A 17,579-nucleotide genomic window follows, 5' to 3' on the forward strand; every position below is an offset into this window, starting at 1 on the left:
TATTCAGATAGCGGAAAGTTGGGGTAGCTGCGGATCAGCCGAAGCCTTACCGGATCGCAGTAAAAAGATGGAGATAAAGGTGATGCCGAACACCAGCATGCCCATAAACAGATAGGATTCGGCGAAGCCATATTTTTCGTAGCTGTAGCCTGCCAGCGGCGACAGCACCGAGGCGATCACTGAACTGGTGCAGGCAAAGCCCACCAGATAAAGCGTGGAAGAGAGGCGTTTGTCGAAATTCAGGCTGTTGTATTTGAAGATCGCCACCAGCAGCACCGGCAGCTCGACGGCGTGCAGCAGTTTGGTGATGGAGATCAGCAGCGGCCCTTCCACCAGCCCGGAGGCGATCATGCGCATCGCCATCACCATGCCCGCGAAGATCAGGCCATTTTTCGCGCCGACGCGGTTCACCAGCCAGGGCGCGCAGAACATGCCTGCCGCTTCAAGAAACACCTGGAAGGAGTTCAGATAGCCGTACATCGCATTGCCTTCCTGTGGCGTGGCGAACTGTGACGAGAAATAGACCGGGAACTGCTGATCGTAGACGCTGTAAATACAGGTGCCAACGACGAAGAACACCAGCGCCCAGAAGCGCGGCAGCGTCAACAGGCGCAGCGCGTCCGCCAGGGTGACTTTACCGCCCGCCACCGCCTCCTGCATGGCATGGGGCGCGGAGGAGACCCGCAGACGGGCCAGCAGCACCATGAACACCAGCCCGGAACAGCTGGCAACCGCAAAGTTCAGCCGCGGATCGATGTTAAACAGCAGCCCGGCGAAAAAGGTCGCCACCGCCCAGCCCAGCGATCCCCACATTCGCGCCTTACCAAATTCAAACTGGCTCTGACGCGCCACGCGTTCGGTGTAGGATTCCAGCACGCCGATGCCGCCGTTAAAGGTCAGGCCGATAAAAATGCCGCCGAATACGCTGCCGAGCAGAATGTTAATGGTCAGCAGATGCCCGAACAGCAAATACGCCGGGCCGGAGAGGATCAGCATCGCCGTCAGATACCACAGCAGATGCTTGCGCAGACCAAGTTTATCCTGCACAAAGCCGTAACAGATCTGCGCGAACAGCGCCGAAACCGACAGCACGGCAAAAATAATCCCCGTATCCCCCGCTTTCAGCCCGACTTCCTGATGCAGCCAGATGGAAAGCAGCGAGCCTGAGGAGGACCAGGTGACAAAAAAGAAGAACAGCAAGGCACTGAGTAAAGGGTAACTGTGAGAATGATGGACTTTCATCATGGCGATCTCGTGTTGGAGTAATGCGCTAATGGTAACGTTAACAAAATCTCACCTTCACGCCGTTTTGCTGAGATTCATGATGTTAATCACAAAAGTTAACGTTAACATAGTGGGGATGAGATCGCGATCAACATTTCAGGCCTACAGACCGCGACACAGCGGAAAAGGAATAGCGTATGATCCTTTTACATCAGCAACTTAGTTATACTGCCGCAGGCAGCGCGGCAATGATGGAGTAAAAGAATGGCCTCCCTGAAAGATGTGGCAAAACTGGCAAACGTATCGCTGATGACCGTATCGCGGGCGCTTAACAGCCCGGAACGGCTAAAACCGGAAACCCTGGCCCGCGTACAGCAGGCCATTGAACAGACCAATTACGTGCCGGATCTGTCCGCCAAGAAGATCCGTGGTGCCCATGCCTCCCCCAGCACCATCGGCGTGCTGGCGCTGGATACCGTGACCACGCCTTTCTCGGTGGAGATCACCCTTTCTATTGAAGAAACCGCCCGCGCCCACGGCTGGAACAGTTTTGTGGTCAATATGTTTTCCGACGACAGCCCGGACACCATGGTCGATCTGCTGCTCTCCCACCGGCCGGACGGCATTATCTATACCACCATGGGCCTGCGCCAGGTGCCGCTGCCTGCCAAGCTGCTGACGCTGCCCTGCGTGCTGGCGAACTGTGAAAGCCTGCACGATCCGGTGGCCAGCTATATCCCGGATGACGAACAGGGTCAGTACAGCGCGGTGAAAGCGCTGCTGGCGGCGGGCTATCGCCGCCCGCTCTGTCTGCATCTCCCGGAAAAACATCTGGCGACCATCCGCCGCCGTCAGGGGCTGGAGCGCGCCTGTCGGGAAGCGGGTATCGATCCGCATACGCTTAACCACGCCTATATGGAATTTGGCGACGAGCACTATCGGGATATGCCCGCCCTGCTGCTGGCGCATATCCACGACGGCAGACCGCAGTTCGACGCGGTGATCTGCGGTAACGACCGCATCGCTTTTATGGTCTACCAGACGTTGCTGGCGCAGGGGCTGCGCATTCCGCAGGACGTGGCGGTACTGGGTTACGACAATATGGTGGGCATCGGCGATCTGTTTGTGCCGCCGCTCTCGACGGTGCAATTGCCGCATTATGAGATTGGTCGTCTGAGCGCGTTGCATATCATTCAACAGCAAACTCATCGCGATACTGTCCGTGTGGAAAGCCCGCTGCTGCTGCGCGAGTCGTTGTAAAACGCGCCCCCGGATAGGCGGGCGCGTGTGCCGGGATTACTCTTTAGCCATCGGCGTGGCGTTCTCGTCGATTTTCGTCTCGCCCTGAATGGCGCTAATTTTCTTCTCAACGTCCGTCACCTGTTCACTGCTGTGCAACAGGGTGTAGGTCAGATCAAACTGCGTACTCGCCCCCGGCTGGAGCTGCTTCACGCGTTTCTGCTCGCGCTCGATGGTCACCGGATAGGCGTAGCTGGTGCCCGGCTCAATGCCGGTGACGTAGCCCTGTTTGAGGGTGTCGGTATTTTTCCATAGCGTCAGCACCGGCAGCTGGCGGGTGTCGAACTGGATGGATGCGCCCTTATCACCCGCTTTGTTCACCACGGCCGCCAGCGTCTGATGATCTTCCCCTGCCAGCGGCTGAATGTTGAATACCATCTCGTCAAAGCCTTTGGTCGGCCCGGCGTAGGTCTGCCAGTTTTTCAGGCCCTCTTTGGCATAGTCATTGAACGGACTGATAGCGGACATCGGCGCAAGGAAGCGCGCGCCCTCTTCCAGGATCGGCATGCCGAAGTTGCTGTGATAGATGATCTGGTAATCGTGCGGGTAATCCGCATGGTTGGTCAGCACATCGTGCAGGCTGAAACTGTTGCTGCCCGGCACGTAGCGCAGCTCGGTCAGGGTCTGCAAATCCGCTTTCTTGAAGGTGCTCTCTTTAATCAACCCGCGAATGCGGATCTCATAGGGCGCGGCGTCCGCTACCTCGACTTCCACCTGCGAGGCGGGCGTATTCCCCGCTTTGCCATGCAGCGTATAGATTTGGCCGTCAGCGGTGACCGGATGGCCGGTCCATTCGTAGCCGCAGCGCACCATCATTTCGTTGAAACCTTCCAGCCAGCCCAGCCCGTTACGGCTTTCCAGATTAATAAACGCCGGGTTAACCACCTCTTTCACCGGCGACTCCCAGCCCATTTTTGAGCCGAAGCCTTCCACGTGCAGCAGATTCATACCGCGCGTCGGGCTGAGGGTGATGGTCAGCCCGTCCTGACTGGTAATGACGAGAATTTTGCTCCCTTCCTGCTTACCGCCGTGCAGCACCTTTTGCTCAATGCTGAAGCTGTGATCTTTGACGTTCAGCTCCTGGCTGGAGATCTTCCAGTTTCCTTTCTCCACGCCCTGTTCAGCGCTGGTCAGCACCCAGGTTTTTGCCGCCACCTGTCCCGAAATCATCACTGCAAGTACCGTTAAAGCCAGTTTAATTTTCATTTTTCGTCCTTTTTGCTGAATCGATTATTGACTGACCCGCCCGAATCTACTGATTAGCAGGTTAAAGAAATGTGACGAGGTTCACCTGCCGGGAAAAGCAGCGTTTTTAAGCAAAATTATGTGGTTTTGATCGCATTAAGAATGAAAAATCCCCGCACGGTTGCCGTGTTTATGCGGGGTTGAACAGATAATGCTTTAACGATTCAGCTGCTAAACAGGCTGGCCGGGCACGGGCGTGGCGCGAAAGGCGTTAAGGCTGCGGTCCAGTAGGACCTGATGATCCGCCCCGGAATCCAGCACCGTATTGTGCGTGGCTGCGGACGCCACCAGCACGGCTGTCACCGCCAGCGCAACGCGGCGATCCGTTGCCAGCAAGGCCCCCACCTGGGTGGTAAAACAGGAGCCAGCGTCAGCAGACGGTTCAGCACCTGCATCGCGGGTCGCGACAATATGATTATTAGCGATGTAATTCCCCTGCCCGGCGACGAGATGAATGATCACCGGCCTTACGTCCGGCGGTGTGCTAAGCGCCGTGTCGGGGGACGCAGAGATATGATTACCGATCACGGAATTGTGATCGCCATTGATATGCACCAGCCCGAAGCTGTCATCAAGGCCGTTATCGTAGCCCTGCATCGGCGGCCACGGCTCGCGGTCACGCAGCAAATGGTTGGCGGAAATCAGGTTCTCCGAGCAGTTATCTTCAAGGATCACCATCCCCGGATAAAAGGCGTGAAAACGGTTGCCGGTAATACTTGATCGCGCCACCCCCGAGAAATGCACGCTGCTTTTACCGCGCGGAAAGATATTATTGGCGGCGATCAGCAGCCCGCCAAAATTCTGCGCATAAATGGAGTAGCCTTTGTAGCCTGCCCCGATCAGGTTATCGGTAATTTTTGAGGCCTGGCCCGCGCCGCGCAGTTCCACGCAGTTACCGCATTCGGCAATGAAATTATCATGCACCGACAGCGCGTCGGCGTGGTAAATGGTCAGGCCGTGCTCCAGATAAACAAAACCCATGCCGTTGATGCGAAACGAGTCCTGGGCGCTGGCGATATAAATCCCCGTCTTACCGTTCACATAGCTGTTTTCCGGATCATTATGCCCCAGGCCGTCATCGACGAAATGCAGCCCATCGATGCAGAAGCCGGAAAACTCCACCGAGCTGATGCGCGGCTCGCCGCTGCGCTCCACATAAAAGGCCGCCCCTGCATGCTCCGGCTGCCCGTCGTCTGCGGCAATATCCACCAGAATACGGCTGCCGCCCGGCCAGATTTCATGCCAGTTCGGCCATTCATTTTGCGGCGCGTTAAAGCGGATGCTGGAAGACGTAAAGCCATGCCCGGCGCCCATGATTTTCAGATAGCTGATGTCGATGAGTACCTGCGTGGTGAGGTGATAATCACCCGGCGGAATATAAATGACCGCGCCGGGCTTGCCGCCGCCGTTACTGTCAGTCTGCGTTTGTCGGCTTTTTATATCGGCGATGATGCTGTTGATCACCTCGCCAATATCACTGTACGGGTTGCCGGTATGCCAGCGGGTGACATCATAATGGTTATTGCTCGTCATCAGTAGATCCTCATTTACATGACAGAAAGTTCGCGTTTAGCCAGGTCGACTTTGATTCTTTCCAGCAGTTGATTGTCGAGTTTGAAATAACGCACCATCCAGGCGCTGATGAAATAGCTCACCATCGGCAGTAAGGAGAACATGATAATAATGCCCTGGAGGGTTTGCGGATTTTGTTGCGGCTGGTTGGCGACGTAGCCGGTAAAGGAGAGGATCCAGGCGACGATAGCCCCGGCGACTGCCAGCCCCATTTTCAGCATAAAGAGATTGCCCGCAAAGGAGATGCCGGTCAGACGCTTGCCGTATTTCCAGTCACCGTAATCATCCACGTCGGACATCATCGCCCACAGAATCGGACCGGACTGGATCAAATGCAGAATATTGATCACGATAAACAGCGCCAGCAGCGGCGTGAGCGATTGCGGATCAACAAACCACAGCGCGAATGACAGAATGCCGAGAATAATATTGATAATGCGGAACAGCTTAATTTTATCGAAGCGGTCGGTAAGCGGTTTGGCAATGACGCTACCGAGCATATTACAGGCGACGCCGAGCGCCATAAAAAAGGTCACAAATCCTACCGAGGCGTGCATCACATAGGTGGCGTAATAAATGGTCACTGCCCCACGGATAAAGGCCGGGAAAACGTTTAAAAAGGTAATTGAAATCATCAGCAGCCACTGATCATTTTTGATGATGTCTTTCAGATCGCGCATTAATGAATCGCTGGCTTTTACTGATCTCACCCGCTCTTTAATACTGCTGAAGCAGAACAGGAACATTAGGGTGGCGGCAGCACCCATGATCATCATGGTCTGCTGAAAACCCGCCGCGCGGTCGCCCCCTCCCAGCCATTCGGTGAGCGGCAGAATAGACGAGGACACAATCAGCGTCGCCAGTCCGTTCAGGAAGAAGCGCCACGACAGACAGCCCAGCCGCTCTTTCTGATTCAGCGTGATCACACCCGCCACCGAGCAGTAGGGAATATTTATCGCGGTATAAATCAGCGACATCACCAGATAAGTCACCCAGGCATAGATTATTTTGCCGCTCATCGTCAGATCGGGCGTGGTAAACATCACCACCGCGCCCAGACCAAAAGGCACCGCCATCCACAGCAACCACGGGCGGAATTTGCCCCAGCGACTTTTAGTGCGATCACATATTGCGCCCATCACCGGATCGCTGAAGGCATCAAATATACGGATCACCAGAAATAAGGTGCCCACGACGCCGGCATCGAGGCCATAAATATCGGTGTAAAACCAGGTCAGATAAAGTGCCAGCACGCTCCAGATCATGCAGGAACCGGCATCCCCCATGCCGTAGCCCACTTTTTCTTTCAGGCTGAGCTTTTCATAAGCGCTGTGCTTTGATGTTGTTTTTACAGACAGAGTGACAGACATAGCGTGTACCTTTTCATTGCGCAGTCGTGAACGCCGGGCACGGGTCATCAGACCGGTCCCATCCGGGATAAATGTCGTGGTAATAAAATTCAGATAAAAAATTAACGCGTCATAAGGTGGTGATATTCAGCCTGACGCTGCTCTCGCGGATAATTAACCGCGAAACGATCTCCACCATGTCGATACTTTCCAGCTGGCTGTTATTTTTCACCATCTGAAACGCCAGGTGCGCAATTTCATTTATTGGCTGCGCGACGCTGGTTATTTTTTGTGTTTGCGCCAGCACAGTATTATCAAAGCTGGCGATGGCAATATCGTCCGGAACGGTCAGCCCCTGCGCTTTCAGGCCATCGATAATGTAGCAGGCGGCGACATCGTTATAGACCAGCAGACAGGTGCAGCGCGCCGGGTCCTTTTTCAGTTTATCGATGATCACGTCCAGGTTATGGATATGCCCGGAGGTTCTCTCCCCCTCGCCTTTACCGATCCAGAACTGGTGCGCCAGCGCCAGTTGCAGGCCGTGCCCGGTAATTTTCCTGCTGTAGGCCGACACTTTGCGATTATCCACCCCATCCTGGGCGATAAAACCAAAGGCCGTGTGGCCGGTATGAATAAAATGCCCGGCGATATTCTCCGCGCCACGGGTCTGGTTAATGGACACTGAATTAAAAAAGCGGGAGACCTGCGTGACTACCGCCACCGGTATGTGGGTGGCACGAAGCCATTCCGATAATTCCGCCTCGGCTTCAGTGGGCACCCACAGCAGACTGTCTATGCCCATGCCAATCAGACTATGAATAATCTGTTTATCCTGTTGCGGCTGATTCTGATGCGTTTTCACAATCACCGATTTGCCAATATAGCGGGCCTCTTCTTCAAAGGTGGCCAGTAATTCGCAAAAGTGAGGGTTGACCAGATTGGGTAATACCACGCCAATCAGACCCGAACATTTTCCGCTGAGTTGCACGGCGCTTTTCAGTGGCACATAACAGAGAAAATCCATGGCATCCCGCACCGCCTGGCGCGTTTCCGGATTCACGCCCGGATGATTATTCAGCACCCGGGATACGGTGGCGGTTGATACACCGGCTTTTTTGGCGACGTCTTTCAGGGATGCCATAAGAAGTTACTGTGTCTCTGTTTGATGTGCAGTCACTATAGAGTGTGATCAGGCTCAAAAATGTTAGCCCGTTCACATGTCATTTCGTTACATCAGCACAGAGATCGGGATCTCATTTTTCATTTGATTCAGGAGAGACTACCATCATTATCAGTTATCTAACTCATTGACTTAAGTCTGAATACCATGAAAATGACGCCACCCACACCGCTTAATGCGAATCCGGAGACTATCATCGCCCGTTATCATCGCTTGCCGCGCCTGCGCCGCGTTGCCCGCGTGGCTGCCCTCACCGGCTGCGCCCTGCTGCTTGCCAGCTGTTCCTCCAGAGCGCCGCATTCGCTGGTCACCCCGCTGCCGCCGGTGACAAAGCAGCCGCTGGCGGATAAATCATCACAGTCTGACGAACCGGTGCGCGGGGTCTGGCTGGCGACGGTGTCCCGTCTCGACTGGCCGCCGCGTGAGTCGGTCAACGGCAGCAGCAGCGCGGTGCGCATCCGGATGCAGCAGGAAGCGCTGAAAACCAAGCTGGATAATTTGCAGCGGCTTGGCATCAACACCGTTTTCTTCCAGGTAAAACCCGACGGTACAGCGCTGTGGCCGTCAAAAATTTTGCCGTGGTCAGATATGCTGACCGGAAAAATTGGTCAGGATCCCGGTTACGATCCGTTGCAGTTTATGCTGGATGAAGCGCACCGGCGCGGCATGAAAGTCCACGCCTGGTTTAACCCTTATCGCGTCTCCACCAATATCAAACCCTCTACCGCCAGCGAGCTGAACAGTACGCTGGCGCTGCGTCCTGCCAGTATTTTTGTGCTGCACCGTGACTGGATCCGCACCGCAGGGGACCGCTATGTGCTCGATCCCGGCATTCCGGAAGTGCGCGACTGGATCACCAGCATTGTGGCGGAAGTGGTGACAAGTTACCCGGTGGATGGCGTGCAGTTCGATGATTATTTCTATGCGGAAACGCCTGGTTCGCCCCTTAACGACAGCCAGACATTCCGGCAGTACGGGCAGGGATTTGCTTCGAAAGCAGACTGGCGGCGGCATAATACGCAACAGCTGATTGAGCAGGTGTCGCGCACCATCAAGCAGCTGAAACCCGAAGTGGAATTTGGCGTCAGCCCGGCGGGGGTCTGGCGCAACATTTCACACGATCCCTCCGGCTCGAACACGCGCGGCGCGGCGGCCTATGACGAATCCTTTGCGGATACGCGGCGCTGGGTACAACAGGGATTGCTGGATTATATCGCCCCGCAGATCTACTGGCCTTTTGCACGGGATGCGGCGCGTTACGATGTGCTGGCGCACTGGTGGGCAAACGTGGTGAAGCCGACAAATACGCGCCTGTATATTGGCGTCGCATTATATAAAGTGGGTGAAGCGTCGAAAAATGAACCCGACTGGACAATTAACGGCGGTGTGCCGGAGCTGAAAAAACAGATCGATTTGAACGAGTCTGTGCCGAATATCCACGGCACTATTCTGTTCAGGGAAGACTATCTTAATCAGCCCCAGACCCGGGAGGCGGTCAGCTATTTGCGTGGCCGCTGGGGAAAATAACGCTTACTTACCGTGAAATACGATGGTGAAACCCTGTTCGTGCCAGTGCTCAAACTGTTCCTGCTGGCGGCGCGTCAGGGTTTTACCTGTCCAGATAAAAATATGCTGCCCCGGGAAGAGTTCAGGACGCGGCAGATCCAGCGGTTCGGCGAGCACGTCAATATGCCAGCCTCGCTGCGAAAGACGCCAGGCTTCCAGCCACAGCCGGGTACGGTCGTCAGTATCCCAGCCAATCAGGAGCGCCTCTTTACCTGGTTTTAAACGTGCCTGCGCGACACAGCTCACGGCGTATTCAATCAGCGCGCCATCCAGCAGGCTGCTCATTGCGCGGGCAGTATTTTGATCGAGATTTAAACGCTGACGCACCGGGGTATAAACATGATCGATTAAGGCATCGACCGGGTGCTCACGCCCTGCTTCATTAATTTTGGCGCGCAAGTTCGCAGGATTGACCCGGCGCAGCACGGCCATCATCTCTTCCTGCTGTAATGACCAGCCGTCGTCCACCGCCACTTCTTTTGCTTCCAGCAATGCCTTCACCTTTCCGACCGGTACGCCGCTTTTGATCCAACGCTTAATATCTTCGATGCGCTGAATATCCTCTTCATCGAACTGTCGATGGCCGCCTTCACTGCGCTGAGGTTTCAGCAATCCATAACGACGTTGCCAGGCCCGCAGCGTTACAGGATTGATTGCGCATCGTTCAGCGACATCGCCAATACTGTAATGAGCCATAGGTCTCCTTTGTACATCTATTTAACACTTCACCTTAAACTAACCAATATCCTGAGCTTGTACAAACCCTTTTTTGTTGTACAAGAATTATGTGACTGTTTATCAACACTATTTATAATTTTCGAATGAAAAAAAAGCCCCGTTTCAGCGGGGCTTGTACAAAGGTGTAGCGGATGATTATAAGTCGGCTTTCTTTTCCGGCCAGGCCACCTGCGGGATTTGATCAAAGGCCGGACGGGCAAAAAGATGTCCCTGGAACTGGCTGATGCCAGCCGACTCCAGCCACATCCATTCTTCTGCTTTCTCGACGCCCACCGCGGAAACGGCAATTTCCAGCGAGTGGCAGCATTTGATAATCGCCTGTATCACCGCCTGCCGCGGACCGCTGGTATGCACGTCCTTGATCAGCTCGCGGTTAATCTTGATCCTGTCCGGCTGAAACTGCGTCAGCAATTGCAGACCGGCAAAACCTGCGCCGAAATGATCGATGGCCACGCTGATACCTGCGGCTTTCAGCTGACGCACCGCGCCGGTAAAGGCGTCAAAACCGGATATCACTTCGCCTTCGGTGAACTCCACGATAATCTGTTCCGGCACCAGTCCGCTGGTGGCGATACCCGCTAACAACACGTCAACCGCTTCGGGGATTTTCACCAGCGTCATCGGCAATAGATTCACCGACAGCGCCTGTTCATGCAGGTTTAATCCCCCCGCCATCGCAAAAGCGACTTTTTTGCTGTGCAGATCGGCAAGGTATACCTCATCCCCCTGCATACCCGCAAAATACGCCTGCGGGCCGCCGCCATCCGGTGTACGTAACAACGCTTCTACCGACGCGATTTCACGGGTCAGCGGGTCGATAATAGGCTGAAACGCAAAGCTGTACTCTGTTGACGTTGATTTCAACGGTGCGCCAAGTTGTACAACCTCATCATCGGGTACAAATTCCCATGCATCACCGGCAGGGATCTCAAAATAATTCTCTTTTTCTGTGGCTTCGACAAAGGTGCGGAAGAATTGCAGCGCCCTGTCGTTATACGTTAACTGATATTTCGACGTGCCTTTGTCCAGTACGACCTGCAAAACTTCCTCTTTTTCGGACTGCCGTAAATCAAACAATTCCATACCGGCTTTGCCGAAGCGTCTTGCAGGAGCGTAATCATACAGAAGCTCCACTACGTTATAGTGGCGTTGGTCACGACAGATATGACGGTAAATTTCCATGACATTTTCTTCAGGGCCTTCAAGCAACTGGAAAAAATGTGTGCCATTGAAAAGTAAAATGCCCGTAACATTTGCCCGACTATTTATCTGGTTTGCACCCGCCACCATTTCTTCCAGCGATTTAACTGAAACGTTATCGCATATATGGCTGCGGTAGATGATAGTTGTGAGCATTTTTTCCCCGAGAGTGTGATATCTGCGGCCAACATTAACAGATGCCAGGCTATTCGTCTTGTCCGTCTGTGGTCTTCAGAAAATATATTTTTGTCCAGATATTACAGTGGCTTAAGCCCGATACGAAAGTCATTTTGAGTACAAATTTGCCTTGTATAAGCTGTACAACTCCCCATTTACACCGCCAATTTATTTTCGACCCTAACAGACTGAAATGAGGACGATATATCCTCCAGACCCCAAAATACCTAAAAACCTGTACGCTGGCTATGTACAAGTTTAGAAAGTTTGTATAACTTAGTCGACAAGTTAACAAGTTCAGCACATTTAACAGGAGCGACCAATGCAACAGGACGGGTATACCTTCGATTCATCTGCTGCCATTGCACAATATTTTAGTAAAGCCGCTCTGCCGACTCAGCAGGAAACGCTGGGTGAAATTGTGGTGGAAATCCTGACGACAGGTCGCCATCTCAATCGGAAAAATCTTTGTACAAAATTACTGGTACGCCTTGAACAGGCCACCAGCCAGGAAGAAGAACAACATTATCAGGCACTGATCGGCATGTTATTTGAACGCCAGATTTAAAGGCTTTCACTTAATAAATAATTAGATTTCGAATGAAAGAAAAGTGCCGGTATTTTCCCTGACTCCGGTCAGCCAATTAACTCTTAACCGCGGTGAAATAATAATGAATTCCATGATTGCACAGCAACCAGACGTATTTTCAGCACTGCACAACCCCGCTTTATCCGCTTATGTTCGTAATGCCGCTGATTTAATGCCGGATGAATCCGCCCTGCTGGCTACCGCTATCAGAAGCCTGCTGGTGTCCCAGGGACATGCCAGCAATAAAGACATTATCCTGTGGTTAATAGGTACGCTGGAAACCACGCACGATGCCACCACCGCTGATGTGATCCGTCACTGCCTGGAACTGGTGGTTAGCTACACCATGGACGACATCTGAGACAGATTTAACTCTGCATCAGGCCAATGGATTGGCCCCCCCTCTTTACCTCGCCTTATGCTTCCCCGGTTTTTGCATTTCATCCCCCACTGTCTGTTTTATTCATTCAGCCAATCAATGTGATTCAGCCCACACTCCGCCATGAAGCCGGTTGCACGCGAGTCGTTCACTGCTAGCATGAAACCGGTTACACGAAAAGTCACATAAAAATTTACCCATAAAAAAGGTACATGAATAATGGCAGTTATCAGGGATTACAATAAGTTAGCCAGTGACATCCTTCGCGAGGCAGGCGGTGAAAATAACATCAGCAGCTTTACCCGCTGCGCCACCAGGTTACGCCTCGTACTCAATGAAACTCCGGCGGAAGCTAAAACGCGCATTCAGGATCTGCCCGGCGTCATCGCCGTGGTGGAAAGCGGCGGTCAGTTTCAGGTGGTGATTGGTACCCACGTCGCCGACGTATTCAACGCGCTCTCCGCCCTGCTCGGCGAAAACCATGCCGGTGCAACAGCAAAACCGAAAACCCGCTGGCTGGATGCAGTGATCGGCACCATGTCGGCGGTGTTCGCGCCCATCGTTTATATTCTGGCGGCAGCCGGGATCCTGCAGGGGCTGCTGATTGTTGTCGGGCTTATCGATGCCGATGTGAAAACCACCGGCACCTTCGCCATTCTGAACTTTATGTCATGGACGCCCTTTGCGTTCCTGCCGGTATTTATCGCCATAACCGCCGCGCGGCATTTCAAATGTAACCCCTATATTGCGGTGCTCTGCTGTTGTGCGCTGATCAACCCGGAATGGTCCGCCATGGCGGGCCGTATCGCGGGCGGTGAAACCATTACTTTCCTGTTCATCCCGCTGGCGAAAACGGTGTACACCTCGTCGGTGCTGCCGCCGTTATTTCTTGTCTGGGCGCTGTCGTGGCTGGAAAAGCGCGTCGAGCGCATCCTGCCGGACGTGGTTAGCGCCCTGTTCACTCCGCTGGTGTGCTTTGTGATCATTGTACCCTTGACGTTGATTATCATCGGGCCGGTAACCACCTGGGCGGCGATGGGCATTGCCTCCGGCTATAACGCGCTCTTTGCGGCAGCCCCTGCGGTGGCAGCGGCGGTGATTGGCGGCGTGTGGCAAATAGTGGTGATTTTCGGCGTGCACTGGGGCATTACGCCGGTGATCATGGCGAACTTCGACACCCAGGGCTATGACTCCTTCCAGGCCTACCAGACCATCGCGGTGATCGGCCAGATGGCGGCGGTGTTCGGCGTCTTCCTGAAAAGCCGCAACCGCGAACTGAAAACCACCTCGCTGTCGGCGGGCGTGACGGCGATTTTCGGCATTACTGAACCCGCGATTTATGGCGTCACGCTGCGATTTAAAAAGCCGTTTATCTGCGGCTGCATCGGTGGCGCGGTCGGCGCTTTTGTCGCCAGCCTGTTCGGTTCCCTCTACTACGCCTACGCCGCGCTGCCGGGTCTGTTCACGCTGGTGAACGCTATCAGCCCGGATGCGCCCCTGTCCTTTATTGGCGAGCTGGCGGGCAGCGCCACGGCCATTGTCCTGACGATTGTGCTGGTACAGTTTGTCGGTTTTGAAGATCCGGTGGCTGAAGAACAACGTGGCGAACCGGCAAATAATCCTGTGACGGCTGCGCCTGCCAGCCTGAACATCATGAGCCCGCTGGACGGCGAAGTGATGGCCCTTGAAGATGTTGCCGACGACGCCTTCGCGCAGAAAGCGCTGGGTGACGGTATCGCCATCCGTCCGCAGTCGGGTCTGGTAGTCGCCCCCTGTGACGCTCGCGTAGAAACGTTAATCGACTCCCATCATGCGGTCGGGCTGGCGTGTGATAACGGCGCAGAGCTGCTGATCCACGTCGGCCTGAATACGGTGAATTTACAGGGGCAACATTTCCGCCCGCTGGTAAAAGAAGGCGATGTGGTAAAAGCGGGAACGCCGTTGCTGGAGTTTGATAAAGAGGCTATCGAGCGTGCCGGTTACGACCTGACCACGCCGGTGCTGGTGATCAACAGCGACGACTACCGCTTAACCAAACATCAGTCTCACGGAGATATCCGGCAGAACACGCCGCTGATGACCGTGGCCTGAGGCCGTCATCCTGCGGCAGAGTGGCCAATTCGCTGCTCTGCCGCACAATTTCCGCTGCAAAATCCCCTTACTATCATGCTCCTGCTGCATAATAGGCAGAGGTATTGATAACAAGCAGGAATTTATGGTCACGATACTGGATGTTGCCAGAAAAGCGGGCGTCTCAAAAGCGACAGTGTCACGCGCGCTTAACGGTAAGGTAGTGGTCAGCGAGGACGTTAAGGCCCGCATCTTTCAGGCCATTGAAGAAACCGGCTACCGGCCTAATCTGCTGGCGCGCAAACTGGCGACCAGCGAATCAAATTCCGTCGGGCTGGTGATCACCAACGGCCTGTATAACGGCCCCTTCTTTTCCGCCATGATTTACCAGGCCGCGACCTGTAGTGAAGATCACCAGCGCCAGCTGGTGCTCGCCGACGGCAAGCACAGCCGGGAAGATGAGCGTAATGCCATAAATTTCCTGCTTCAGCTGCGCTGCGAGGCGATCATGATCTATCCCAAATATCTCAGCGTTGACGAACTTGATGACATCATCGATCAGAATACGGTGCCCGTTGTGGTGATTAACCGCGAGCTGAAGCGTAACCGCAACAACGCCGTGTATGTCGATCATCACCGTTGCAGCATGCAGATGATGAACTATTTGCTGGAACAGGGGCACCGCACCATTGCCTTTGTGGGCGGCGCGGAAGGTTCCCCCACGGGCGACAGCCGCCTTGCCGGGTATCGCGATGCATTAAACCTGGCGGGAATTGTCCCGGATGAATCCTTGATCGTACGCGGCAGCTGGAGCACGGAAAGCGGCTATGAAGCCGGGTGCACGCTGCTGAAACAGCGTCGCGACATGACCTGCATTCTGGCGGCTAACGATGATATGGCCATCGGCGTCACCAAAGCGCTGACCGATCAGGGTTTCCGCGTACCGCAGGACATCTCCGTCGCCGGTTTTGATGATTCCACTATCGGGCGATACTTCACCCCGACGCTGACGACGGTACATATCCCGATGGATGAGATGATCAGCGACGCGGTGCGCATTCTGTTATCACCCACCGCCGAAAGCGAAACCGCCCCGCTGCCGCGCCACGAGGGAACGCTGATTATTCGGGAGTCGGTGGCTGCACGTCGCTAAATGTGCATGAGGTGTTAATAAAATGCCTCATGCGAAAATGCCTGGCCTGCGTTTATTCAGGAAATGTTCTTTTTATTTGCGTTAAGTCTTGAGGTCGTTCTTTAAATAAGAGTGCCGGTATTTATATTTATCAATTTTATAACACGCTTATTTAATCCCTGCTTAAAAAATATTTCTCCCGCCTACTATCCGTTGTATTGCGCTTAGTGGAAAATGCCACGCCGAAAACAAAAATATGCACTGCACGACACTTATTTTCAGGGTTGACCTGAAACACTTCATCGTGGGGATTTTATGAAGCGTAACACTCCTGTTACACAAAAAGAGTATTTGCTTAAAGATGGTATGACATTAATGTCGACCACCGATACGCACAGCCATATTACGTATGCTAACTCCGCTTTTATTGACGCCAGCGGCTATGAAGAAGAACAGCTGACGAGCGAACCGCATAACGTTATTCGCCATCCCGATATGCCAGCGGCGGCCTTTGCGGATATGTGGTTTACCATTCAACAGGGCGAAAGCTGGACGGGGCTGGTGAAAAACCGCCGTCATAACGGCGACCATTACTGGGTACGCGCCAACGTCACGCCGGTTTATCAGCAGGAGCGGCTTACTGGCTACATCTCGGTGCGTAATATTCCGTTGCGCGACGAAATTAACGCCGCCGAAAAACTCTACGCTGCGGTAAATGAAAATAACCTCAAAGGTCACCGCTTTTATAAAGGCCTGCTGGTGCGGCGGGGTTTATTTTCCTTCCTGTCGCTGTTTCAGTGGCTCAGCCTCGCCCGGCGAATTCATCTTGGCACAGGTATTAGTCTGCTGGCGATAGTAGCGCTGCAAATGACGCCCGTGATGCTGCCGGTGAAAATAAGCGCAACGATGCTTATCCTGGCGCTGTTATCATGGTTTCTCACCGCGCAAATTGCGCGACCATTAAAAACCATTCTTACCCAGATGCAGAAAGTGATCTCCGGGCGCAAGGCCGATTACGTGCAGTTTAATCGCGTCGATGAGATTGGTTTACTGCTGCGCATGGTAAATCAGTCCGGACTCAACCTGAATTCCCTGGTGGATGACGTCAATACCCAACTGCACGGCATCCGGCAGATCAGCCAGCGCATCGCCAAAGAAGGCGTCTCCCTGCATACCCGTACGGAAGAAACTTCAGCCGATTTGCAGCAGACGGCAGCGGCGGTGGAAGAAATCGCCAGCGCGGTAAAACAGACGGCGGAAACCGCAGGCGAAGCGATGCTCCGCGCCGATGAAACCAGCGGCAATGCCATGAACAGCGGCAACATCATGAAACAGACCATCAGCATGATGCAGTCCGTATCCCGTGATAACCGGCAGATTGTCGACATCATCAGCGTGATCGACAGTATCGCCTTCCAGACCAATATTCTGGCGCTGAATGCGGCGGTGGAAGCTGCCCGCGCGGGCGAGTCCGGACGCGGTTTTGCGGTGGTCGCCGCCGAGGTACGGCACCTTGCGCAGCACTCGGCGTCGGCGGCGAAAGAGATCAAAACGCTGATCGAGAAAAATGTGGCCAACGTCAGTCATGGCGTGGCGATGGTGGAGAGCACCGAATCGCACCTGACGTCCATGATCGACAACGTGCTACAGATGTCACAGATGATCAAAGAGATCGGCACCGCGACCCGGGAGCAGACCCAGGCGCTGGCGCTGATCAATGAGTCCGTCTCACGCATCGGGGTAATGACGCATAACAATAATGGCATGGTGGAGCTGGTCACTCACGCCGCAGGAGATCTCTCTGCCCGCGCCGCGCGCCTGCAGCGGGCGGTGCAGGTTTTTGGCAGCCACTAATCTGC

At 54.2% G+C, this 17,579-nt stretch carries 14 protein-coding genes; 7 read left to right on the forward strand and 7 right to left on the reverse strand.

What is annotated here, in order from left to right:
• Positions 1 to 3: 3 nt before the first annotated feature.
• Complete coding sequence (locus QRD42_RS14575; RefSeq protein ID WP_321987463.1) at positions 4 to 1,245, reverse strand: MFS transporter; 1,242 nt, start codon at positions 1,243 to 1,245, stop codon at positions 4 to 6.
• Positions 1,246 to 1,488: 243 nt separating this feature from the next.
• On the opposite strand from QRD42_RS14575, the gene QRD42_RS14580 reads away from it, so the two are divergent.
• Entirely contained in the window at positions 1,489 to 2,484 is a 996-nt protein-coding gene (locus tag QRD42_RS14580) for a LacI family DNA-binding transcriptional regulator (RefSeq protein ID WP_072568468.1), read from the forward strand.
• A 36-nt stretch (positions 2,485 to 2,520) separates the two neighbouring features.
• Here QRD42_RS14580 and QRD42_RS14585 read toward each other — a convergent pair whose 3' ends face one another.
• The 4 genes from QRD42_RS14585 to QRD42_RS14600 form a co-directional block, all read right to left on the reverse strand.
• Positions 2,521 to 3,729, reverse strand: a complete 1,209-nt coding sequence (locus QRD42_RS14585) for an aldose 1-epimerase family protein (RefSeq protein ID WP_321987464.1) — start codon at positions 3,727 to 3,729, stop codon at positions 2,521 to 2,523.
• 210 nt (positions 3,730 to 3,939) lie between these two features.
• The gene (locus tag QRD42_RS14590) at positions 3,940 to 5,301 is read right to left on the reverse strand and encodes a NosD domain-containing protein (RefSeq protein WP_126514731.1); all 1,362 of its coding nucleotides are present in this window, start codon (positions 5,299 to 5,301) and stop codon (positions 3,940 to 3,942) included.
• 14 nt (positions 5,302 to 5,315) lie between these two features.
• Entirely contained in the window at positions 5,316 to 6,710 is a 1,395-nt protein-coding gene (locus QRD42_RS14595; protein ID WP_321987465.1) for a glycoside-pentoside-hexuronide (GPH):cation symporter, read from the reverse strand.
• A 109-nt stretch (positions 6,711 to 6,819) separates the two neighbouring features.
• Complete coding sequence (locus QRD42_RS14600; RefSeq protein WP_321987466.1) at positions 6,820 to 7,830, reverse strand: LacI family DNA-binding transcriptional regulator; 1,011 nt, start codon at positions 7,828 to 7,830, stop codon at positions 6,820 to 6,822.
• 192 nt (positions 7,831 to 8,022) lie between these two features.
• Here QRD42_RS14600 and QRD42_RS14605 point away from each other — a divergent pair, with 192 nt between their 5' ends.
• Positions 8,023 to 9,396, forward strand: a complete 1,374-nt coding sequence (locus tag QRD42_RS14605; protein WP_321987467.1) for a glycoside hydrolase family 10 protein — start codon at positions 8,023 to 8,025, stop codon at positions 9,394 to 9,396.
• Positions 9,397 to 9,399: 3 nt separating this feature from the next.
• Here the strand turns inward: QRD42_RS14605 and QRD42_RS14610 are convergent, their stop codons facing one another.
• Complete coding sequence (locus tag QRD42_RS14610) at positions 9,400 to 10,131, reverse strand: MerR family transcriptional regulator (protein WP_072568473.1); 732 nt, start codon at positions 10,129 to 10,131, stop codon at positions 9,400 to 9,402.
• A 177-nt stretch (positions 10,132 to 10,308) separates the two neighbouring features.
• Complete coding sequence (locus QRD42_RS14615) at positions 10,309 to 11,529, reverse strand: diguanylate phosphodiesterase (RefSeq protein WP_321987468.1); 1,221 nt, start codon at positions 11,527 to 11,529, stop codon at positions 10,309 to 10,311.
• Positions 11,530 to 11,872: 343 nt separating this feature from the next.
• On the opposite strand from QRD42_RS14615, the gene ycgZ reads away from it, so the two are divergent.
• The 5 genes from ycgZ (at position 11,873) to QRD42_RS14640 (ending at position 17,574) form a co-directional block, all read left to right on the forward strand.
• A complete protein-coding gene (gene ycgZ / locus QRD42_RS14620) occupies positions 11,873 to 12,118 on the forward strand; it encodes a regulatory protein YcgZ (protein ID WP_136129556.1) in 246 nt (81 codons plus the stop codon).
• 103 nt (positions 12,119 to 12,221) lie between these two features.
• Positions 12,222 to 12,500, forward strand: a complete 279-nt coding sequence (locus QRD42_RS14625; RefSeq protein WP_415877715.1) for a biofilm development regulator YmgB/AriR family protein — start codon at positions 12,222 to 12,224, stop codon at positions 12,498 to 12,500.
• A gap of 237 nt (positions 12,501 to 12,737) precedes the next feature.
• Positions 12,738 to 14,609, forward strand: a complete 1,872-nt coding sequence (locus QRD42_RS14630) for a beta-glucoside-specific PTS transporter subunit IIABC (RefSeq protein ID WP_321987469.1) — start codon at positions 12,738 to 12,740, stop codon at positions 14,607 to 14,609.
• A gap of 124 nt (positions 14,610 to 14,733) precedes the next feature.
• Complete coding sequence (locus QRD42_RS14635; RefSeq protein ID WP_321987470.1) at positions 14,734 to 15,741, forward strand: LacI family DNA-binding transcriptional regulator; 1,008 nt, start codon at positions 14,734 to 14,736, stop codon at positions 15,739 to 15,741.
• A 294-nt stretch (positions 15,742 to 16,035) separates the two neighbouring features.
• Complete coding sequence (locus tag QRD42_RS14640; RefSeq protein WP_321987471.1) at positions 16,036 to 17,574, forward strand: methyl-accepting chemotaxis protein; 1,539 nt, start codon at positions 16,036 to 16,038, stop codon at positions 17,572 to 17,574.
• Positions 17,575 to 17,579 lie beyond the last annotated feature (5 nt).

It is taken from the genome of Enterobacter sp. PGRG2 (genome assembly GCF_030291195.1).
In the GTDB taxonomy this organism is placed as follows: domain Bacteria; phylum Pseudomonadota; class Gammaproteobacteria; order Enterobacterales; family Enterobacteriaceae; genus Enterobacter_D.